The following is a 19,263-nucleotide window of genomic DNA, read 5'->3' as shown; positions in this document are numbered from 1 at the left end:
TCCGTGTTATCAGTTCCGAGGTGATCCATGCGCTCCATCGCCACTATTCTCGCTCCGGCCATTGTGCTGGCCACGCTCGCGGCGACTGCGGCCGCCGAGCCGGTCGCGCCGCCTCCAGTCAAGATTGCGGTGTTTCCGTTCGAACTGGAGGATTTCAGCGCCGGGGCCGCCTACGTCCCTCCGGATGATATCGACCGCGAGCAATTGCGGCTTTCGACGGAGGAAGTCCGTCGGCTGATCGCGGCATCCGGCCGCTATCAACTGGTCGACCTCAGCGCCGTGAACGAGCAGGCGGCGAAAGCAGGCAAGTTGCGGGAGTGCGAGGGCTGCGAAGCCAGGATCGCCGCCGGCGTTGACGCAGATCAGTCGATGATCGGGATCGTCACGCGCATCACCCGAACGGAATACACGGTGACCTACAAGCTTCGCGACGCCCGGTCCGGGACAATCGTCGCGGTCGACCAAACCGATCTGCGCATGGGCGCCAATGTGGCCTGGAGCCGCGGGGCGCGGTGGTTGATCGAGAACCGCCTGCTGGCGCAGGCGCAGGGCAAGCCGCTTGTTTTCGCGGTCGCCGAAATCGAATATATCGACACCTCGGGCGAGGTCATCGATCAAAGCGCCGACCATTTGCGGCGCCGGCGCACCTTCGAAGCCTCGCTACGCAACGATCTGGCGGCGAGTGGAAAGGTGCGAAGCGCTGACCTCGACTGTCCGCAAAACGCCTGTTCGGTCGGGGACCTCACTACCGGTCAGTTGCTGGACAAGGCGCAGGCGGCAGGCGCCGACCTTCTCCTGATCGGCAGCGTTCAGAAGATGAGCACGCTCGTGCAATGGGCGAAATTCGACATCATCGACGTGAAGGCGCGGAAGGTGGTGTTCGAACGCCTCGTCAGTTTCCGCGGTGACAACGACGAGGCCTGGCGCCGCGCGGAACTCTTTATCGCCGGGCAAATCAGGGATCGCGAGGCGGAGCTCATGCGCCTCGCGACAACAGCCTCTCCTCGATCGCCTTGATCTGTAGCGCCAGATGCTTTGAGCCGATGCGGCATTGCGCGAGGCCGCCGGCGATCAGCCACAGGCCGGGCTGGCCGGTGCGGGTGTACATGTTGCGGAGTTCCTGCTCCTCGCCAAAGCCCCAGATGGGGCCGACGCGCTTTTCGACGGCCTCGCCGAACAGTTTTCGCACCAGCTCTTCCTGGCGCTTGTAGCCGGTGGCGAGAACGACGAGATCCGCCGGGATGGTCTCGCCGTCCTTCATCTTCGCGCCATCGACAGCGAATTTGTCGAGATCGGCGAACTGCTTCAGCGCGATGTCGCCTTTGACGATCAAATCGGAGCAGCCGACGTTGAAATAATAGCCGCCGCCGCGGGTGAGATATTTGAACTGCCAGCCAGTATTGTCTTCGCCGAAATCCAGCTTGAAGCCGACGCGCTCCAGGCCGTCGAGCAATTCCTGGTCGAGCGCCTTGGATTTCTCCGCCGTCAACGCATGGCTCTTGCGCGCCAGCTTCAGCGGCATTGAAGTTGCGATCAGGTCATTGTCCTCCAGCGTGCCCTCATTGTAGGGCGCGTAGACCAGTTGCGCCGACGGTTCGATGCTGACGACCAGCGTGGAAGAGCGCTGGAACAGCGTGACGTGAGCGCCGCTCGAATGCAGGTCCTGCGCAATGTCGTGGCCGCTGTTGCCGGTGCCGATCACAATAGTGCGCTTGCCCTTCCAGTTCTCGCCATCGTCATACTGGCTGGAATGCAGCACCTTGCCGGCGAAATCCTTCAGTCCCGGGATGTCCGGCACGCTCGGAATGCCGCTGACGCCGGTGGCCAGCACGACGTGGCGCGGACGCATGATGCGCTTGCTACCGTCGGCGACGCGCAGCGTCACCGTCCACTTTCCTTCGTTCTCGTCGTAGCTGCCGCCTTCGAACTCGGTCTCGGTCCAGAAGTTCAGCTCCATCGCCTCGACATAGGCCTCGAACCAGTTGGCGAGTTTGTCCTTGGGGATGTAGGTCGGCCAGTTCGGCGGGAAGTGCAGATAGGGCAGGTGGTTGACCTGCACCTGGTTGTGCAGCGTCAGCGCATGATAGCGCTTGCGCCAATTGTCGCCGATGCGTTTTTCCCGGTCGACGATCAGCGTATCGACGTTCAACTGCTTCAGCCGCGCGGCGATGGAGAGCCCGGATTGGCCGCCGCCGATGACGAGCACGGTCGGATCGCGATCGGCATAGCCGGCCGAGGCCTTGCGCAGGTCAAGCCAGTTGGGCCCGCGAAAATCGCGCGAATAGGCATTGCCGCGCGGGCGATTGACGCCGAGCTGTTCCTCGAACCCCTTGAGCTCGCCGAGTTCGGTCAACAGCGTCCAGGCTTTCAGCCGGTTGCCGTCATCCTCATCCGGTATCAGTCGGATGATGCCACTGCCGCGCCCGACCTTGGTTTCGAATTTGAAGATTGCCTCGATGGCATTGGTGCCCGCGCGCATGACCTTGCGCGGCGCGGCGCGATTGGGATCGATGGTGAAGCCGCTCGGAGCCATATTGCGGGCCAGCGGTGGCAAAGCCTCCAGGATCGCATCCCTGCCATTCAGCGTCTGGATGTTCCAGCTCAGCGCCAGCACGTCGCGCCAGTAGCTGTCGGGGTGGAACAAGGGCTTCAGCAGGGCGTCATCGGGCTTTCCGAGCGCTTCCTCGAATTGCGCAAGCCAAGTGTCGGCGGTAACCGAACTGTCGTCCGTCCTGTCGAGCATGGGCGTTTCCCATCACCGGCCGTCTTCGCGGCGTTTCCCTGTCCTGCCGAGCCTATACCTATTCGGGACGGCGCAGAAAGGGCGTGAGGAGATATCGGTCATGCCGTTAGAGCGACAGGATCAACCCCTGATGCGGCGGTACGCGCCCGTTGAGAGTGTCGAGATAGGCGCGTTGAACGGCCGCAGGTCCAAGGTGCTCGATCACCTTCACCCATTGATCCAGCATCGGGACGAAGCCGGACCATGCGGCGCCAAACCGCGCGTCGACACCGCCCGGCCCCCACTCCTTGGCACGCTTGCGGATCTGGTCCGGCGCGAAGAAAAATTGAGGCTTGGCGCCGGGCAGGGCCTGTGCCGCTTCATCGGGCGATGACTTGCGATGCGTGAGGCCGATGATTCCGCTATATTTCATCTGCTCGCCGAAGTGCCGGTGCAGCGTCGCGCGCAACGGGCTGTTGCCGGCCATGTCGACATACGCGACGGCGGAGCTCGTCGGCAGCGAGTCCACGTTGTCATAGGTCACGACCTCGTCGTAGCAGCCGAGCGATTTGACGAAGGACGTATTGCCCGCCGAGGTCAGTCCGATCACCTTGATGCCGTTTCTCCTCGCGTGCAGGAGGTGCGCCAGCCCGTAGGCGGTCTTGCTGGAAGCCGAGGACAGCATCACGCTTTTTGCGCCATAAAATTCGTTCTCGGCGAGAAAGTCATCGACCAGGAACGACAACATGAACAGCGGGCGCAGCAGCGCCTGATAGTCGCCCTGCTTGCCCACAAACGCCGGATCGCCGCTGACCCGCCTATAGGCATTATAGACCGGCGCCACCCCTTGCCGGTGCGCGGCAGCGTCGCGTAGCCCAGTTTTGGAGACGTCGGCAGCTTCGATGACGAGATGCGTCGCCATCGGGAAGTAGCCGAACAAGGTTTCGCCTGCGGCAATCCCGGGATGCTTTGAGGAAATTACCTCACCAAATCCCCATACCGGAACGTTACCAAAGCCGTCGGGCGCCGGAAACAATTGCCAGTATTTCAGATGATCGCCGAGCACGGCATAGGTGATGTTGTTGGCGGTGAAGGCAAAGCGCGTGACCTTCACCAGCACCGCCTCGTCAGGCAGCGCGGCCGCGTCGGGCAGTGGTGTTTCGATCACCTTGCATTGCTGCAGATCGTTGCGGGCGACGACGAAGTCGGTGGCTTGCATGGTTTCGGATCCCTGCGCTTCACGTGCAGCAATCTTTGCGCCGACCAATGACCGTTTTGCAACAGCAATGATGTTTAAAACGCTGTTCGGATTGGGTACGGGAATGCCTCCACCGTCATTTGCGAGCCAACGGGTCGCGCGAATGCGCGCCCGATGACAGGCTCCGCGAAGCAATCGACCTCTCCGTACGGGGAGAGATGGATTGCTTCGGTCGCTTCGCTCCTCGCAATGACGCGGAGGTGCGTAGCGTGGCCTCTCACACAATCGCCCGCAGCTTGCCTTCGGTATACAGATCCCGCAGTTTGCGTTTGAAAATCTTGCCGGTGGCTTCGCGAGGCATCGCGTCCATGAGCTGGATGTCCTTCGGCACCTTAAAATTCGCCAGCTTGCCACGCAAAAATTCCTGCACCGCGGCCGGTGACAGCGCGACGTTCACCTCCGGCTCAATACACGCGAACAGCCGCTCGCCGAATTCGTCGTCGGGGACGCCGAACACCGCGCAGTCGCGCACGCCGTCCATGCCGATCAGCGCGTTCTCGATCTCCGCCGGATAGATGTTGACGCCGCCCGATATCACCATGTCGCGCTTGCGGTCGCACAGGAACAGGTAGCCGTCCTTGTCGAGATAGCCGACGTCACCGACGCTGACGAGGCCCTCGCGGCCCGCCTCGGCGCGCGCCTCGGCGTTGCCGTGATAGTCGAAATCCGGAACGGACATTTGCCGCATGAAGATTTCGCCTGTTTCGTCGACGCCGCACAGCGAGCCGTCGGGGCGGAAGATTTTGACGATGCCGCCTTCGATGGCGCGGCCGACCGTGCCGGGTTTCGCCAGCGCCTCCTCGGCCGAATGCCACACCGGAATGCCGGTTTCGGTCGAGCCGAAATATTCGTTGATGACCGGTCCCCACCAATCGATCATGGCGCGCTTGACCTGCGGCGGGCAAGGCGCCGCGCCATGGACGATGAAGCGCAGCGACGATAGATCGTAGCGCCGCTTGATCTCATCCGGCAGCCGCAGCAGGCGGACGAACATCGTCGGCACCATGTGCATGTGGGTGACGCGGTGGCGCTCGATCAGTTGCAGCATGTCTTCGGGATCGAAGCGCGGTTCGAGCACGATGGTGCAGCCGCTGCGGAACGCCAGCATGCCGTAGGAGTTCGGCGCCGAATGGTACATCGGGCCGTTCATCAGTATGATCTGGTCCTCATTCGGCTTGACGCCATAGGCGATGCCGCCGACCCGGGCCGATGCCGCGACCTGTTCCGGCGCCATCGGCTTGCGGCGCACGCCCTTGGGCAGGCCGGTTGTGCCCGACGTATAAAACATCGGCGCGCTGCCGATCGGGGCGTCCTGCGACGGCGTAAGCGTATCGCGCCAGCGGTCCCAGTCGGTCATGCCGTGGGGGACTTGCGTCAATGCGGCCGGCACGTTGAACGCGGCGGCGATTTCCGGCGGCGTGGTCACCACGAGGAGCCGCACATCGGCAGGCAGGCCGTCCCTGATCTGCGGCAGCAGGTCGGCGTGGCAGACCAGGATTTTGGCGCCGCTGTCGGCCAGGATGTAGGCCACTTCCTCGGCCTTCAGATGCCAGTTGATCGGCACCACCGGACTGCCCAGCGCCGCGGCAGCGGCCGACACTTCGAAGAACGCAAAATCGTTGCGCAGCATCATGCCGACCGGCCTTCCGCCACTGAGGCCGAACGCCCTAAAGCCCGTCACCGCCCGCGCGATGCGGGCGTGGATATCGGGATAGCTGATGTGGCGTTCGCCGCCGATGATCATGGCCGACTTCTCCAATTCTTACGGTTCTTGGTCTTCGATCAAATCGCCGAAGCCGACCCAGCTCTTGCCGTCGAAGCGCTGCATGCGGAGTTGCTGGAACAGCAAATAGTCGTCGGGGCCGGTCGTCACCGTGATTCCGGGCAGCAGCAGCGGCAGCGAGACCTTGTTCAGCGAGGTCGCCTTCTTCAGCACGTTAGCACGGCTCAGATCGTCGCCGCACGCGCGCAGCACATGCGCCAGCAATGTCAGGCTGGTGTAGCCACTGGCGTAGGTGGTGTCGTGCGGGTCGGCCGAAGGCATGTACTGCTTCATGAAGGCGAAATACTCCTTCACGTCGGCATCGTCAGCCCATTGCGGATCGTTGATGTTCTTCAGATAGGCCGCAGAGACCAGTCCGGTCGCGTTTTCCAGCCCTGCGGGCGTCAGGATCGTCGCGATCGAGGTCACTGAAGTCGGCACCAGGAACAGGTCCGGCTTGAATCCCATCTCGGCGCTGCGGCGGATCATCTGCGAGCCGAACTTGCCAATGGCGGCGCCAAAGAACACGTTGGCGCCGGAGGCTTTCAGCGTCGCGAGCTGCGAATCGATCGTCGGCTGCGTAGCCTCGTAGACCGCCTCGGCCACGATCATGCTGGCCGCCTTGTCGCCGAGGCCGCGCTTGAATGCGGAGACATAGTCGCGGCCGAAATCGTCGTTCTGCGACAGGATCGCGATCTTCGCGTCAGGCTTGGTGCGTAGCACGTATTTGCCATAGATGACGCCTTCGGAATGGTACGAGGCCATCCCGCCCATCGTCCATGGGAAATGCTTCGGATCGGCCCACTTGCTGGCGCCGGTGGTGATGAAGAGTTGCGGCACCTTCTTGCCGTTCAGGTAGCGGTGGACCGCGCTGTTGGTCGCCGTGCCGAGCGATCCGAACACCAGCAGCACCTCGTCCTGCTCGACCAGCCGGCGGGTCTGCTCGACCGTCTTGGGCGGCGAATAGGCGTCGTCGAGGCTGTGCAGCTTGAGCTTGCGGCCGCTGATGCCGCCTTCGGCATTCACCTTGTCAAAATACGCCTGCGCGACCTTGCCGAGGCCGGAATAGCTCGACAGCGGACCGCTGTAAGGCATGGTCTGCCCGATCAGGATTTCGTTAGCGGTAACGCCGTTTTCGGCGCGGGCCGTGCTGCCCGTGAGCGCCAGAAGTCCGGCACAGCACATCGCGATGGCTCTCATAGTATCACTCCCTGCTTGTTTGGTTGTTTGTTGAAGCGGCGTGTCTTACGCACGCGCTCGCTTGAGGAAGTCGCCGCTGGCCTCAGTGAATTCGGCCTTCAACCGCTCCACCAGCTCGGTGACCGGCGGCGCGTCCGCGATCTGGCCGATGCCCTGACCGGAGCCCCAGATGTCGCGCCACGCCTTGGCCTTGGTGTTGCCGCCGGAGCCGAAATTCATCTTCGACTTGTCGCTGAGCGGCAGGTTGTCGGGATCGAGCCCCGCGGCCACGATCGAGGGGCCAAGATAATTGCCGTGCACGCCGGTGAACAGGTTGGAGTAGACGATGTCGTGCGCGGCGTGCTCGACCAGCGCGGCCTTGTAGGCCGGGTCGGCGTTGGCTTCCGCTGTCGCAATGAAGCGCGTGCCCATGTAAGCCGCATCAGCCCCGAGCGCGAGCGCCGAGGCAATGCCCCAGCCGTCCGAGATCGCGCCGGACAGCAGGATCGTGCCCTTGAACCACTGCTTCACCTCGCGCAGCAGCGCGAACGGCGACAGCGTGCCGGCATGGCCGCCGGCGCCGGCGCAAACCAGGATCAGGCCATCGACGCCGTGTTCGGCCGCTTTCCGCGCATGCTTGACGTTGATCACGTCGTGGAACACGACGCCGCCATAGGAATGCGCTGCCTCGACGATTTCGATCGGCGGGCGCAGCGAGGTGATGATGATCGGAACCTTGTGCTTCACACAGGTCTCCATGTCCTTCATCAGCCGGTCGTTGGAATGGTGGCAGATCTGGTTGACCGCGTAAGGCGCGACCTTCTTCTCCGGATGCAGCGCCTTGTACTCGCCGAGCTCGTTCTCGATGCGTGTCAGCCATTCGTCGAGCTTTTCGACCGGACGGGCGTTCAGCGCCGGGAACGAGCCGACGATGCCGGCCTTGCACTGGGCGATGACAAGCTCCGGCCCGGAGACGATGAACAGCGGCGAGCCGACCACGGGCAGTTCGAGCGAATTGGCAAGCGAAGCAGGCAACGGCATTCGGTCTCTCCCGTGCAACGCAATGCCGGCGGTGCCGGGACGCGTCGATTGATGTTGATTTGAGAGCGTCGGGCCGGGCGGAGCCGCTGGCCGGGCGCTATTTATTGGGTCGCATTATAGGGCTGGACGACGCGCTCCGGCCGTTCAATATTGAACAGGTAATCGGTCAGGAATGAACGGAGCCGGGAGGAGCGCCGATGGACTGGGATCTGTGCAAGACCTTCGTCGCGGTGGCCGAGACCCGCAGCTTCGCGGCCGCGGCGCGCCGCCTGCGCTCCAGTCATCCGACCGTTGGGCGCAAGATCGTCGAACTGGAGGGCCAGCTCGGCATCCCCTTGTTTGCCCGGTCCAACGAAGGTCTTTCACTAACCTCGCACGGGCAGAAATTTCGCGAGCATGTCGATGCGATGGCGGCGGCGGCGTTGCGTGCCGAGGCTGCGGTGTCGGCGACGGGTGCGCAGGCGCGCGGCGTGGTCAAGCTGTCAATCGGCGCTACGCTCGCCTCGCACTGGCTGATGCCGCGGCTCGGGCCGTTCCTGCGCAGGCATGACCATATCCAGATCGAAATCATCACCTATCCGTATCCGGCCAGCGTACGCCGCCGCGAGGCCGATGTGGTGCTACGCCCTGTCGACAGCGGCGAGGAGAATTTGATCGGCCGCAAGATCGGCCGGCTCGGCACCGGCTTCTACGCCTCGCGCGATTATGCGGCGCGGCGGCGCCTGCCTGAACGGCGCGACGAATGGAAAGGCCACAGCGTCATCGGCTTTGCCGACCGGCTGTCAAACGAGCGCCTGGCGCGCTGGAGCGACGCGATCACAAAACAGGGTTCGATGGTGATGCGCTGCTCCTCGCAAGGCGACATGCTCGCCGCCGCTCGCGCGGGTCTCGGGATATCGACGCTGTCTTGTTTCGTCGCGGCCGCCTATCCGGAACTGGTCCGCGTCGCGCCGCAGAAACTCGTCAGCGTGGCCGATCTCTGGCTGCTGGCGCATCCCGATCTCGTCGATCTCCCCGCGGTGCGCGCGGTGATCGACTTCGTCACGGTTTCCGCGCGCGAAGACCGGGTACGGCTGCGGGGGTAATCTTGTCGGCGAGCACGCCCTCGCGCTTTTTCAGCACCCGGTAGTAGCTCCACCACAGATGCGCCGCCGCGCCGCGCAAGGGGCGCCAGGGTTCCGCCAGCGAGGCCATCTGCTTGGCGGTCGGGCGAGCCTTCAGGCCGAGCCCGACTTTGACCGCTTCCTGTATGGCGATATCTCCGGCCGGCCAGGCATCGCCATGGCCGAGACAGAACAGCAGATAGACGTCGGCGGTCCACGGTCCGATGCCGGGCAGCGCGATCAGGGTATGATGCGCAGCGTCCGCATCTTCCTCGGCCAGCACCTCGAGGTTCAGCCGTTCGGCGGCCAGTTCGCGCGCGATATGTTTCAGCGTCTTGATCTTGGCGGCCGAAAGCCCCAGCCGGCCAAGGCGGTCGGTGCGGGCCTTGCCGATGGTGTGGTGATCGAACGGGTCGAACGCGGCCGCCAGCCGCGCCCAGATCGCGCCAGCGCTTGCGGTGGACAATTGCTGGCCGCACACGATCGCCGCGAGGCCCGCAAAACCCGGCTCGCGCTGCCGCAGCGCCGGCATGCCCGTCAGTTCGAAGATCGGCTTCAGCCGCACGTCCTGCTTGACCAGCGCGTGGACGGCATCTTCGAGATCGGACTGGCTGTTGAGGTGGATGGTCATTACGGATCTTCTTAGTCATGGTCGGGCATGGTAATCTGCCTTGTGCAGACTGCGAATAGCCGTCTGCGGCCTCCGGCTGTCGATATCTTTCTGCCTCGGCGGACAGGTCATAGCCCGCCCTGAGCTGGAAAGATGAGTTTGAGAAGCATCCCACCCGAGATGGAAGGCGAGAAGGTCGCGCTTATCGATGCGCTGCTCGACCGCATAGCCGACGAGCATAAGGTATTCTTGCCGCTGGCCATTGAGAGCGGAAGTCGTGCATGGGGCTTTTCCTCGCCTGATAGCGACTACGATTGCCGCTTCGTCTTCGTGCGGCGTATTGCGGAGCATATCACCCCTTGGCCAGTGCGAGACGTAATCGAGTTTCCGCCCAAAGACGACCTGGACGCGAACGGGTGGGATCTTGGCAAGGCGCTCCGGCTGTTGCTGAAAGGCAATGCGGTGATTGTCGAGTGGCTGCGGTCGCCCGTGGTTTATCGCGGGCAGGCCTGGTTCCGGGACGGCTTCCTGGAGTTCGCGCAGCATGCCGCGACTCGGGACGCCATTGGTCGCCACTACCTTCATCTTGGAGAACGCCAGAGGCGGGTTTATTTTGGCGATGGGACAAGCGTGGCGCAGAAGAAAATCTTCTATGCCCTCCGTCCGGCCGCAACCTTGCGTTGGCTGCGGGTGCACCCGACGGAAGCCATTGCGCCAATGCACTTTCCGACGCTGATGGCGGAATGCGATCCCCCGGCCGCGTTACGCAGGGAGGTTGCCGATCTCATGCGCCGCAAGCTTGCGACGCGCGAGCTTGGCGCCGCTCCGTTACCGCCTGTCGTCGCGAGATTCCTCGATTCGGAATTCGAGTTAGGGCGGGCGTCGTTTGAGAATGGTCGCGCGCGGGCGCCCGAAGAAGTCGTCGCGCAGGCCGAACGATTCTACCGGGCGGTCGTCGAGCGCTTGGAGCGCGAGGGCAATGGCAGCGCGAATATGACGAGACCCGTGTGATGCCGCCACCCGTTTTCCGATTTGCACCAAGCCCGAACGGCTACCTCCACCTCGGCCACGCCTATTCGGCGCTGTTGAACTTCGATCTCGCGCGCGCGAGTGGCGGCCGGTTCCTGCTGCGGATCGAGGACATCGACGCGACCAGGTGCCGGCCGGAATTCGAGGCGGCGATCTACGAGGACCTCGCCTGGCTCGGGATATCCTGGGAAACGCCGGTGCGGCGGCAGTCGGAACACTTTGCAAACTATCGAGATGCGCTCGAAAAACTGTCGGCAAAGGGCCTGATCTATCCGAGCTTCGAGAGCCGCGCGGAGATCGCCCGCCTCGTCGCGCAGCGGGAAACCGAAGCGTCGTGGCCGCGCGATCCCGATGGGGCGCCGCTCTACCCGGGCGCGGCGAAGTCGTTGTCGTCGGATCAGCGCGAGCTATTGATCGGGCAAGGTACGCTTTACGCGCTACGGCTCGACATGGCCGCGGCGCTGGCGCGGGCGGGGGAATTACGTTGGGAGGAGCTTGGCGAGGGTCCCGACGGCGAAACCGGCAGCGTCTCTGCCCGGCCGGACGCGTGGGGTGACGTCATCCTGGCGCGCAAGGAGACGCCGACCAGCTATCATCTGTCCGTCGTGATCGACGACGCCCTGCAGGGCGTCACCGACGTCGTGCGCGGGCAGGACCTGTTCTGGTCGACCAGCGTGCATCTTGTTTTGCAGCATCTGCTCGGTATTCCGCAACCGGCCTATCGGCATCATCGGCTCATTGCCGATTCGTTGGGGCAAAAGCTGTCGAAATCGACTGCCGCCACCGGCTTGCGCGAATTGCGCGGGGAGGGCGCCACGCCGGCCGACATCAGGCGCATCGTCGGATTGTCAGAGTAGTCCGTAGTTCTACTGGGGGTTGCTGCAAAGGTCTCCGTGACTTTTCCCTCGCTCGCATGCCATGCTGGTCGCGGCAGAGGAAGGGGGATCATGGCGGCAAAGCGGCGCTCACCAGGCACCACGGGGACAATCAAGAAGCGGCGCGCGAAGAAAAAACGCGGATCCAGCGCCGCTGCAAAGACGCGCGCGACGCGCAAGTCCACCGCCCCTGGCATGGTCGAGGCCGCGCTGGCGGCGTTTGCCCACGAAGTCCGCACGCCGCTCACGGGCATTCTGGCGATCAGCAATCTCCTGGCGACATCGGAACTCGATGAGCGCGAACGGCGCTGGGTCGACACCATCAAGGCGGGTGCCGAACATCTGGCGAGCCTTGCGACCCTGTTTGTCGACGCCGCACGCAGCGGCGGTCCCGGGCTCACGGTGCGGCAGGACTTCTTCGACCTGCGCACGCTCGCCCGCAATGCCGGCGATTCGCTGACTGGGCGCGCGGCGGCGAAAGGCCTTCAGTCGTCGGTGGTCATTTCCGAAGAACTCCCGGGATTTGCGATCGGCGATTCCGTCCGCCTGCGCGCCGCGGTGGAAAACCTGATCGACAATGCCGTGAAATTCACCGAACAGGGCAGTGTCGCGCTCCAGGTCACGCCCGTGCGCGCCTCAAAAGGCCGGGTCGCGGTTTCGTTCGCGGTCTCCGACAGCGGGATCGGCCTCACGCTGAGCGAAATCAAACGACTGTTCCGGCCGTTTTCGCAGGCCAATGTCTCGATCGCATCGCGTTTCGGCGGCGCCGGGCTAGGCTTGTCGTCGGTCAGGCAACTGGCGCGCGCCATGGGCGGCGACGTCACGGTGACGCAACGGCGCGGCGGCGGCACCACCTTTACCCTCAATGTCGTGATGTCATCCGCGGAGGACACCATGGCGGCGGCGTCCGGCCCCAACGGTGAGGCACCGATCGATTCGCCGCGGCCGCTGCGCCTGCTCAGCGTCGAAGACAATCCGTTCGGCCGCGTCGTGCTCAATTCGATCCTCACCGAACTCGGTCACCAGGCCGAGTTCATCGGCCAGGGTGAGGCGGCGCCCGAGCGCCTCGCGCAAGGCGCATTCGATGCGGTGCTCATGGACATGGTTCTGCCGGGCATCGACGGCGTCGAGGCGATCAGGCGCATTCGCGCACTCTCTGCGCCGCTCGGGCGCATTCCGATCATCGGCATATCCGGCCGCGGCGAGGACGAGGCGGCGTCGCGCGCCGCCGGCGCCGACATCTTTCTGGTCAAGCCTGTGTCTCCGCGCGCCTTGGCGACTGCGCTGCATGAAGCGACATCCCCTTCGGCAATTGCGACTTCATGATCGCCGCATTCAGTTCGCCGCCAAAGACGAAAATCGCCGAAATGAAATACAGAAACACCAGCGCGATGATGACCGAGGCAAGCCCCGCATACATCGTCACGTAGTTGCTGGCGAAGCGCGCCAGATACTGGCCGAACACGATGCCCGAGATCAGCGAGGCCACCATCGTAAACACGATACCGGGAAGGATCTGCAGAAAGCTTCGCCGGCCGCAGGGTAGCCAGGCATGCAGCACGATCAGCGCCACGGTCATCGCCGTGATCGTGATGCCGTAGCGGGCGAAAAACAGGAAGCTTTCGTTGCTCTCGATGAAGAACGGAATGTGGCGTCGGGCCGTCTCCAGGATCAGCGGGCCGAGCACGATCAGGAACGCCATCAACAGCGACGTGATGGCGGCGACTAGCGTGTAGCCGATCGATTCCAGCCGCAGCCAGTACCACGCCCGCGGCTCGACCACCGAATAAGCGCGGTTCAGCGCCACCCGCAGCGCCTCGACGCCGTTGGAGGCGAAGTAGACCGCCAGCACCACGCCGACGGTCAGGATGCCGCCGCGCGTCGTGGTCAGCACGTCGTGGATTTCGGCTGACAGCGCGTCCGCGACCTGCTGCGGCCAGGTTTGCAGCAACAGTGCCACGGCTCCGTCGGCGAGTTCCTTGGAGCCGAAAAAGCCGGCCAGTGACGTCAGCACGATCAGGAACGGAAATAGTGCCATCAAGCTCGAAAGCGCGATGTGGCTTGCGATCGCCCAGCCGTCATCGGCAAGGAACGTATAAAACGCCTCCATCACGACGAGGTAGACGTAGCGAATGAACCTCACATCTCACCTCGATCAGGATGCGGCGACGCGGTCCCAAAACTTGGGCTACCATCTGACAATACTGGACTAAAGGCCAGATCGTCGAGCGGCTGTGCGAGTGGTTTTGGACGTGTGGAAGTCGGCGCTTCGCGGTGTTATGTAGCGCCAATGACATCCTTTCTGAGTTCGATCGTCCTCCCCATCGCGGTTGCGGCCGTGGCTATCGTGCTGCTGCTCGGCCTCATCAACATGATGCGGGGCGGCTCGCCGAGCCGTTCGCAGAATCTGATGCGGCTTCGTGTGTTGCTGCAGTTCGTCGCCATCGTCATCACCATGGTCGTGGTCTGGGCGATGGGCAGATAAAGACAAGGTAAGGGACAGGCCGATGGTCGTGCTCAACCGCATCTATACCAAGACCGGCGATGACGGCACCACCGCGCTCGGCAGCGGCGAACGCCGGCCGAAATATGATCTGCGCATTAATGCCTACGGCACCGTGGATGAAACCAACGCTGCCATCGGCGTGGTGCGGCTGCATCTTGGCGAGGCCCGCGAACTCGATGCGATGCTGGGCCGGATCCAGAACGACCTGTTCGATCTCGGGGCCGACCTCGCGGTGCCCCAGCGCGACGGCAAGGCCGAGCGCTTGAGGATGCTGGCGAGCCAGGTCGAGCGGCTCGAGCGCGACATCGATGGGCTGAATGAACATCTCGCGCCCCTGACCTCGTTCGTCCTGCCCGGCGGTACCCCCGCTGCGGCATACCTGCATCTCGCCCGCACCATATGCCGCAGGGCGGAACGGATCATGGTGGAACTCGCCGCCAATCCCGAGGAGCCGGTCAGCGCGGCTGCCATTCAATATATGAACCGACTGTCGGATTTCCTGTTCGTCGCCAGCCGTGCCATGAACGATAATGGGGCCGGAGACGTGTTGTGGGTGCCGGGTCAGAACCGTTAAGGTAGGCCTGATCCGGGGCCGATTTTTGCCTTTCGCGCGTTGACCGCTGATAGCGGGACCTTTAGGTTCCGCGCCCAAGCTAATACAAGCTAATAAACCCCAGAATTGAAGCGAAAGAGGATCGATGAAGGTTCTTGTGCCGGTAAAGCGGGTGGTCGATTACAACGTCAAGGTCCGCGTCAAGAGCGACGGAACGGGCGTGGAACTGGCCAACGTCAAGATGTCGATGAATCCGTTCGACGAAATCGCCGTCGAGGAAGCGCTGCGCCTGAAGGAAGCCGGCAAGGCGACCGAAGTGGTGGTGGTGTCGATCGGCCCGGCGCAGGCCTCGGAGACGATCCGGACCGGTCTGGCGATGGGCGCCGACCGCGGCATCTTGGTCAAGGCCGAAGGCAACGTCGAGCCGCTCGCGGTCGCGAAGATTCTCAAGGCGGTGGCCGACGCGGAGAAGCCCGGTCTCATCATTCTCGGCAAGCAGGCGATCGACGACGATTCCAACCAGACCGGCCAGATGCTGGCCGCGCTGCTGGGCTGGTCGCAGGCAACGTTTGCCTCCAAGCTCGAAGTCGAAGGCAGTGACTTCAAGGTGACGCGCGAAGTCGACGGCGGCCTGCAGACCGTGCAGCTGAAGGGGCCGGCGATCGTCACCACCGACCTTCGCCTGAACGAGCCGCGCTATGCGTCGCTGCCCAACATCATGAAGGCGAAGAAGAAGCCGATCGACGACAAGAACGCGTCCGATTACGGCGTCGATCTCACGCCGCATCTGGAAGTGCTGAAGACGGCGGAACCGCCCGGCCGCAAGGGAGGCGTCAAGGTCAAGGACGTCGCTGAGCTCGTATCCAAACTCAAGACCGAAGCCGGGGTTCTCTGATGACGACGCTGCTGATTGCCGAACACGACAATGCGTCGATCAAGGACGCCACCAACAAGACGCTGACGGCAGCCGCCGCGCTTGGCGCCGACGTGCATGTGCTGGTCGCCGGCGAAAACGCCAAGGCCGCGGCCGATGCCGCGTCCGAGCTCGCCGGCGTCAAGAAGGTGCTGCTGGCCGACAACGCCGCCTATGCCCATGACCTGGCCGAACCGCTGGCCGCGCTGATCGTGTCGCTGGCGCCGTCCTATGATGCGTTTGTCGCGCCCGCGACCTCGCGCTTCAAGAACGTGATGCCGCGCGTCGCCGCGCTGCTCGACGTGATGCAGGTGTCGGAGATCATCAAGGTGGTTTCGCCTGACACCTTCGAGCGGCCGATCTATGCCGGCAACGCGATCCAGACGGTGAAGTCCAAGGACGCCAAGAAGGTCATCACGGTGCGGACCTCGACCTTTGCCGCGGCCGGCGACGGCGGCAGCGCGCCGGTCGAGAACGCCGCAGCCGCGGCCGATCCGGGCCTTTCCAGCTTCGTTGGCGAGGAGGTCGCCAAGAGCGATCGTCCCGAACTGACCTCGGCCAAGATCATCGTTTCCGGCGGACGCGCCATGCAGAGCCGCGAGAACTTTGCCAAATATATCGAACCGCTCGCCGACAAGCTCGGCGCCGGCGTCGGCGCCTCGCGCGCCGCGGTCGACGCTGGCTATGCACCCAACGACTGGCAGGTCGGCCAGACCGGCAAGGTGGTCGCCCCGGAACTCTATGTCGCAATCGGCATTTCCGGCGCGATCCAGCATCTCGCCGGCATGAAAGATTCCAAGGTGATCGTTGCGATCAACAAGGATGAAGACGCGCCGATCTTCCAGGTTGCCGATTATGGCCTGGTCGCGGACCTCTATCAGGCGGTTCCTGAGCTGACCGAGGCGCTCGGCAAGCTCGGGAAGTAAGCAAAAGCGGCCAGAGCATGATCCGGAAGTGGAAACCGGTCTTCCGAAAAGATCATGCTCAAACAGAAAGATAGATCGGGATGACGGTTCAGGAAACGTCATCCCAATCGGCCGGACGCGCAACGTCCGGCCGATATTTACCTTAAGCGGTTGCGGGCGAAGTAGATTAAGCTTCGCGTGACGAATACGTGCCAATGGTGGGACTGAAACCTCGGGTCTGATGATATCGTAATTGAGGTTTGGAGATGAACAGGCGCGATGTGCGCGCCGTTCCGGTGGATGACAAGATGGCGGTGACAATCAAGAAGGTCGGCGTGATCGGTTCGGGCCAGATGGGCAACGGGATCGCGCATGTGGCGGCGCTCGCCGGCTTCGACGTAGTGCTCAACGACGTCTCCGACGAACGGCTGAAATCGGCGATGGCGACCATCAACGGCCATCTGTCGCGCCAGGTTGCCAAGCAGCACATCACCGAGGACGCGCGCAAAAAAGCGCTCGCGCGGATCACCTCCACCGAAACGCTGGATGGTTTGGCGGACTGCGACCTCGTGATCGAGACCGCGGTCGAAAAGGAAGAGGTCAAGCGCAAGATCTTTCACGAGCTCTGCGCGGTGCTGAAGCCGGAAGCGATCGTCGCTACCAACTCCTCGTCGATCTCGATCACGCGGCTCGCCGCCTCGACCGATCGTCCGGAAAAATTCATCGGCATTCATTTCATGAATCCGGTGCCGGCGATGGAACTGGTCGAACTGATCCGCGGCATCGCCACCGACGACAATACCTTCGACACCGCCAAGGAATTTGTCGCCAACGTCGGCAAGCAGGTCGCGGTATCGGAGGATTTCCCGGCCTTCATCGTCAACCGCATCCTGCTGCCGATGATCAACGAGGCGATCTACACGCTCTATGAGGGCGTCGGAAACGTCGAGGCGATCGATGCGGCCATGAAGCTCGGCGCGCATCATCCGATGGGCCCGCTGGAACTGGCCGATTTCATCGGCCTCGATACCTGTCTGTCGATCATGCAGGTGTTGCACGAGGGGCTGGCGGATTCGAAGTACCGGCCGTGCCCGCTGCTGGTGAAATACGTTGAGGCCGGTTGGCTCGGCCGCAAAACCCAGCGCGGCTTCTACGATTATCGCGGCGACAAGCCGGTCCCGACGCGCTAAAGCGTCATTGCGAATCCGTAGTCGTAGATGGGGTAACGGGCCCCGGTCCACCCTCCAGGCAAGCCGCGCTTGCTACGGCGGTGTTGGGTGGCGCGCTTCGCGCGACCTGCCTGGAAGGCGGGCGGTCGTCCCTCACATTGATGGTGTTACGGAGTCAGAGGGATGAGCCTCGCTCCAAGCATCAAGGAGAGACGACCATGGAGCATTATGCCGGAATCGACGTGTCATTGGAATGCTCGAGCGTGTGCGTTGTCGACGCCAATGGCAAGATCGTGCGCGAGGCCAAGGTGGCGAGCGAGCCGCAAGCCCTAATCGCCTGGTTCGGTTCGCTGGGCTTCGGCCTGGAGCGGATCGGGCTGGAGGCCGGACCATTGTCGCAATGGCTGTTTGCGGCCATGAAGATAGCCGGCCTTGCCGTGGAACTGCTGGAGACGCGGCACGTGCGGAAGGCGTTCGAGGCGATGCCGGTCAAGTCGGATCGCAACGATGCCCGCGGCATCGCGCAACTGATGCGGCTGGGCTGGTTCCGGCCAGTGCATTGCAAATCGATGAGTGCGCAAGAGACCCGATCGCTGCTGACGGCGCGCAAGCTGGTGCAATCGAAGCTTCACGACGTGGAGAACAGTCTGCGCGGGATCCTGCGCGGTTTTGGCCTGAAGGTTGGCAAGACGACCGGGCAGACGTTCGCGGGACGGATCGAGGAGCTCGTGGCGGGCCACCCGCACCTGCAAACGATCGCCAAGGCGCTGCTAGCGGTGCGAACAGTGCTGCGGGCCGAGTTCGCAGCCTTCGAGAAGCAGATCCGCAGGATGGTGCGATCCGACATGCAAGCACGGCTGCTGACGTCAGTCCCGGCGGTCGGCCCAATCGTGGCGCTAACCTATGCCAGCGCGATCGACGATCCAGCCCGGTTCAAATCGTCGAAGCAGGCAGGAGCCCATTTCGGGTTGACCCCGAAGAAGCATCAATCCGGCGAGACCGACTACACCGGCCGGATCAGCAAGATCGGTGATGCTTCGGTGCGCACGGTGCTTTACGAAGCCGCCAACGTCATGCTGACCAAGCCGGTCAAAGGCTGTTCGCAATTGAAGAGCTGGGCCATGCGGATCAAACGGCGCGCCGGCACGAACAAAGCCAAAGTGGCGCTGGCGCGCCGGCTCGCGGTGATCATGCATCGCATGCTCGCCGACGGAACACCCTTTAACGCCGCTGCTGCCGCAGCCTAACAGGAGAGACACAACAGTTTTCGGGCGGGTCACAACACCAGGCCTTCTCGAAGCGAAGTCCCTTCGCCGGGACGATGGATCAGGTCAGGCCGTTGCCCACCAGGTCGCCCTCGTGAGCACGCACAACGTAGATTGGTCGACCTATCCTCTTCCAACCCCATCAGGTGGCGGCCCTGCGCCGACCCCGTACAGAAGCGAGACCCCGGCGGGCGGACAACGCAAAGGGATTGACTAATCGAGGCCCGTTACAGAAGGGTGGGCAAAGCGAAGCGTGCCCACCACGCCTCCAAATATATCGCTAGAAATGGCGGGCACGCCTCGCTTTGCCCAGCCTACAAATTCACGACACGCGGCGCGTGTTACGGGATGTGCATTTCGCGCGCCTGCCAAC

The 19,263-nt window shown here is 63.3% G+C and carries 18 protein-coding genes; 11 read left to right on the top strand and 7 right to left on the bottom strand.

Features of this window, described 5'->3' with window-relative positions; translation table 11 throughout:
* The first annotated feature begins 27 nt into the window (after positions 1-27).
* Positions 28-1,017: a DUF2380 domain-containing protein gene (locus ACH79_RS05195; protein WP_161850053.1), complete on the top strand. Its 990-nt coding sequence runs from the start codon at positions 28-30 to the stop codon at positions 1,015-1,017.
* On the opposite strand, the gene ACH79_RS05190 is transcribed toward ACH79_RS05195, so the two are convergent.
* The 5 genes from ACH79_RS05190 to ACH79_RS05170 form a co-directional block, all read right to left on the bottom strand.
* Complete coding sequence (locus ACH79_RS05190) at positions 977-2,743, bottom strand: NAD(P)/FAD-dependent oxidoreductase (protein ID WP_161850052.1); 1,767 nt, start codon at positions 2,741-2,743, stop codon at positions 977-979. The genes ACH79_RS05195 and ACH79_RS05190 overlap by 41 nt on opposite strands.
* A gap of 106 nt (positions 2,744-2,849) precedes the next feature.
* Positions 2,850-3,941 carry a DUF2855 family protein gene (locus ACH79_RS05185; protein WP_161850051.1) on the bottom strand — a complete coding sequence of 364 codons (1,092 nt, stop codon included), beginning with the start codon at positions 3,939-3,941 and terminating at the stop codon, positions 2,850-2,852.
* Positions 3,942-4,197: 256 nt separating this feature from the next.
* Positions 4,198-5,724, bottom strand: coding sequence for an acyl-CoA synthetase (locus ACH79_RS05180; protein WP_161850050.1), 1,527 nt, complete (start codon positions 5,722-5,724; stop codon positions 4,198-4,200).
* An 18-nt stretch (positions 5,725-5,742) separates the two neighbouring features.
* Positions 5,743-6,942 (bottom strand): ABC transporter substrate-binding protein, encoded by a 1,200-nt coding sequence (locus ACH79_RS05175; protein WP_161850049.1) that lies wholly within the window; start codon positions 6,940-6,942, stop codon positions 5,743-5,745.
* A gap of 45 nt (positions 6,943-6,987) precedes the next feature.
* Positions 6,988-7,962, bottom strand: coding sequence for a nitronate monooxygenase family protein (locus ACH79_RS05170; RefSeq protein ID WP_161850048.1), 975 nt, complete (start codon positions 7,960-7,962; stop codon positions 6,988-6,990).
* Between the two features lie 197 nt (positions 7,963-8,159).
* Here ACH79_RS05170 and ACH79_RS05165 point away from each other — a divergent pair, with 197 nt between their 5' ends.
* The gene (locus ACH79_RS05165) at positions 8,160-9,047 is read left to right on the top strand and encodes a LysR family transcriptional regulator (protein ID WP_161850047.1); all 888 of its coding nucleotides are present in this window, start codon (positions 8,160-8,162) and stop codon (positions 9,045-9,047) included.
* On the opposite strand, the gene ACH79_RS05160 is transcribed toward ACH79_RS05165, so the two are convergent.
* Positions 9,004-9,696, bottom strand: a complete 693-nt coding sequence (locus ACH79_RS05160) for a DNA-3-methyladenine glycosylase (RefSeq protein ID WP_161850046.1) — start codon at positions 9,694-9,696, stop codon at positions 9,004-9,006. The two genes, ACH79_RS05165 and ACH79_RS05160, sit on opposite strands and share 44 nt — an antisense overlap.
* A 159-nt stretch (positions 9,697-9,855) precedes the next feature.
* On the opposite strand from ACH79_RS05160, the gene ACH79_RS05155 reads away from it, so the two are divergent.
* The 3 genes from ACH79_RS05155 to ACH79_RS05145 all read left to right on the top strand — a co-directional run bounded on the left by ACH79_RS05155 (position 9,856) and on the right by ACH79_RS05145 (position 12,905).
* Entirely contained in the window at positions 9,856-10,686 is an 831-nt protein-coding gene (locus ACH79_RS05155) for a nucleotidyltransferase domain-containing protein (protein WP_246738435.1), read from the top strand.
* Complete coding sequence (gene gluQRS / locus ACH79_RS05150; RefSeq protein WP_161850044.1) at positions 10,686-11,561, top strand: tRNA glutamyl-Q(34) synthetase GluQRS; 876 nt, start codon at positions 10,686-10,688, stop codon at positions 11,559-11,561. Before ACH79_RS05155 ends, gluQRS begins: the two co-directional genes overlap by 1 nt.
* A gap of 90 nt (positions 11,562-11,651) precedes the next feature.
* Positions 11,652-12,905 (top strand): ATP-binding protein, encoded by a 1,254-nt coding sequence (locus ACH79_RS05145; RefSeq protein ID WP_161850043.1) that lies wholly within the window; start codon positions 11,652-11,654, stop codon positions 12,903-12,905.
* On the opposite strand, the gene ACH79_RS05140 is transcribed toward ACH79_RS05145, so the two are convergent.
* Positions 12,829-13,689 carry a YihY/virulence factor BrkB family protein gene (locus ACH79_RS05140; protein WP_371419445.1) on the bottom strand — a complete coding sequence of 287 codons (861 nt, stop codon included), beginning with the start codon at positions 13,687-13,689 and terminating at the stop codon, positions 12,829-12,831. The two genes, ACH79_RS05145 and ACH79_RS05140, sit on opposite strands and share 77 nt — an antisense overlap.
* Positions 13,690-13,869: 180 nt before the next feature.
* On the opposite strand from ACH79_RS05140, the gene ACH79_RS05135 reads away from it, so the two are divergent.
* From ACH79_RS05135 to ACH79_RS05110, 6 genes are all read left to right on the top strand, one after another.
* On the top strand, positions 13,870-14,064 hold the full coding sequence (locus ACH79_RS05135; RefSeq protein WP_161850041.1) for a twin transmembrane helix small protein: 195 nt from the start codon (positions 13,870-13,872) through the stop codon (positions 14,062-14,064).
* Positions 14,065-14,086: 22 nt separating this feature from the next.
* Positions 14,087-14,659 carry a cob(I)yrinic acid a,c-diamide adenosyltransferase gene (locus ACH79_RS05130; RefSeq protein WP_161850040.1) on the top strand — a complete coding sequence of 191 codons (573 nt, stop codon included), beginning with the start codon at positions 14,087-14,089 and terminating at the stop codon, positions 14,657-14,659.
* Between the two features lie 124 nt (positions 14,660-14,783).
* Complete coding sequence (locus tag ACH79_RS05125) at positions 14,784-15,533, top strand: electron transfer flavoprotein subunit beta/FixA family protein (protein WP_057858706.1); 750 nt, start codon at positions 14,784-14,786, stop codon at positions 15,531-15,533.
* Entirely contained in the window at positions 15,533-16,477 is a 945-nt protein-coding gene (locus tag ACH79_RS05120; RefSeq protein WP_161850039.1) for an electron transfer flavoprotein subunit alpha/FixB family protein, read from the top strand. The genes ACH79_RS05125 and ACH79_RS05120 overlap by 1 nt, the downstream gene beginning before the upstream one ends.
* A gap of 287 nt (positions 16,478-16,764) precedes the next feature.
* The gene (locus tag ACH79_RS05115) at positions 16,765-17,646 is read left to right on the top strand and encodes a 3-hydroxybutyryl-CoA dehydrogenase (RefSeq protein ID WP_161856223.1); all 882 of its coding nucleotides are present in this window, start codon (positions 16,765-16,767) and stop codon (positions 17,644-17,646) included.
* 197 nt (positions 17,647-17,843) lie between these two features.
* The gene (locus ACH79_RS05110) at positions 17,844-18,872 is read left to right on the top strand and encodes an IS110 family transposase (protein ID WP_161849768.1); all 1,029 of its coding nucleotides are present in this window, start codon (positions 17,844-17,846) and stop codon (positions 18,870-18,872) included.
* Positions 18,873-19,263: the final 391 nt, after the last annotated feature.

This window comes from Bradyrhizobium sp. CCBAU 051011 (genome assembly GCF_009930815.1).
Classification (GTDB): domain Bacteria; phylum Pseudomonadota; class Alphaproteobacteria; order Rhizobiales; family Xanthobacteraceae; genus Bradyrhizobium.
The sequence above is the reverse complement of the archived record's forward strand: the minus strand, read 5'-3'. Positions and strand labels throughout refer to the sequence as shown.

Bases quoted from the DNA above. Each gene is read 5' to 3' on its own strand.
- ACH79_RS05195 (WP_161850053.1), top strand. From the start codon at position 28: ATGCGCTCCATCGCCACTATTCTCGCTCCGGCCATTGTGCTGGCCACG.
- ACH79_RS05190 (WP_161850052.1), bottom strand. From the start codon at position 2,743: ATGCTCGACAGGACGGACGACAGTTCGGTTACCGCCGACACTTGGCTT.
- ACH79_RS05185 (WP_161850051.1), bottom strand. From the start codon at position 3,941: ATGCAAGCCACCGACTTCGTCGTCGCCCGCAACGATCTGCAGCAATGC.
- ACH79_RS05180 (WP_161850050.1), bottom strand. From the start codon at position 5,724: ATGATCATCGGCGGCGAACGCCACATCAGCTATCCCGATATCCACGCC.
- ACH79_RS05175 (WP_161850049.1), bottom strand. From the start codon at position 6,942: ATGAGAGCCATCGCGATGTGCTGTGCCGGACTTCTGGCGCTCACGGGC.
- ACH79_RS05170 (WP_161850048.1), bottom strand. From the start codon at position 7,962: ATGCCGTTGCCTGCTTCGCTTGCCAATTCGCTCGAACTGCCCGTGGTC.
- ACH79_RS05165 (WP_161850047.1), top strand. From the start codon at position 8,160: ATGGACTGGGATCTGTGCAAGACCTTCGTCGCGGTGGCCGAGACCCGC.
- ACH79_RS05160 (WP_161850046.1), bottom strand. From the start codon at position 9,696: ATGACCATCCACCTCAACAGCCAGTCCGATCTCGAAGATGCCGTCCAC.
- ACH79_RS05155 (WP_246738435.1), top strand. From the start codon at position 9,856: ATGGAAGGCGAGAAGGTCGCGCTTATCGATGCGCTGCTCGACCGCATA.
- gluQRS (WP_161850044.1), top strand. From the start codon at position 10,686: ATGCCGCCACCCGTTTTCCGATTTGCACCAAGCCCGAACGGCTACCTC.
- ACH79_RS05145 (WP_161850043.1), top strand. From the start codon at position 11,652: ATGGCGGCAAAGCGGCGCTCACCAGGCACCACGGGGACAATCAAGAAG.
- ACH79_RS05140 (WP_371419445.1), bottom strand. From the start codon at position 13,689: ATGGAGGCGTTTTATACGTTCCTTGCCGATGACGGCTGGGCGATCGCA.
- ACH79_RS05135 (WP_161850041.1), top strand. From the start codon at position 13,870: ATGACATCCTTTCTGAGTTCGATCGTCCTCCCCATCGCGGTTGCGGCC.
- ACH79_RS05130 (WP_161850040.1), top strand. From the start codon at position 14,087: ATGGTCGTGCTCAACCGCATCTATACCAAGACCGGCGATGACGGCACC.
- ACH79_RS05125 (WP_057858706.1), top strand. From the start codon at position 14,784: ATGAAGGTTCTTGTGCCGGTAAAGCGGGTGGTCGATTACAACGTCAAG.
- ACH79_RS05120 (WP_161850039.1), top strand. From the start codon at position 15,533: ATGACGACGCTGCTGATTGCCGAACACGACAATGCGTCGATCAAGGAC.
- ACH79_RS05115 (WP_161856223.1), top strand. From the start codon at position 16,765: ATGGCGGTGACAATCAAGAAGGTCGGCGTGATCGGTTCGGGCCAGATG.
- ACH79_RS05110 (WP_161849768.1), top strand. From the start codon at position 17,844: ATGGAGCATTATGCCGGAATCGACGTGTCATTGGAATGCTCGAGCGTG.